We start from the raw sequence: 386 nt of genomic DNA, 5'->3' as shown, positions 1-386 counted from the left end.
ATCAATTATCCGGAGAGACAATGGCCGAACAAAGAGATTGAAAAAGCGCCGGTATGGTGCAGTGTTGACTTAAGAGATGGAAACCAGGCGCTCATTGAGCCCATGGTCGTGGAAGAGAAGATTGAGATGTTCAACCTTCTTGTGAAGCTTGGCTTTAAGGAGATCGAGATCGGATTTCCGGCTGCTTCTCAGATTGAATTTGATTTCTTAAGACAGCTCGTAGAAAGGAAACTGATTCCTGATGATGTGGTAGTTCAGGTTCTGGTTCAGTGCCGTGAGCATCTGATTAAGAGAACATTTGAGGCTATTCAGGGAATTAAGAAGGCGATTGTACATATTTATAACTCCACCTCCACTCTGCAGAGGGATGTGGTATTCCACAAGAG

Annotated in this window: 1 protein-coding gene; it reads left to right on the top strand. The window is 44.3% G+C overall.

What is annotated here, in order from left to right:
• The coding region (locus NE664_15565) for a 2-isopropylmalate synthase (protein ID MCQ4728051.1) at positions 1-386 on the top strand (386 nt) is incomplete at both ends.

This window comes from Anaerotignum faecicola, assembly GCA_024460105.1.
In the GTDB taxonomy this organism is placed as follows: Bacteria; Bacillota; Clostridia; order Lachnospirales; family Anaerotignaceae; genus JANFXS01.
Note: the sequence above shows the minus strand (reverse complement) of the source record. Positions and strands in the feature narration are given on the sequence as shown.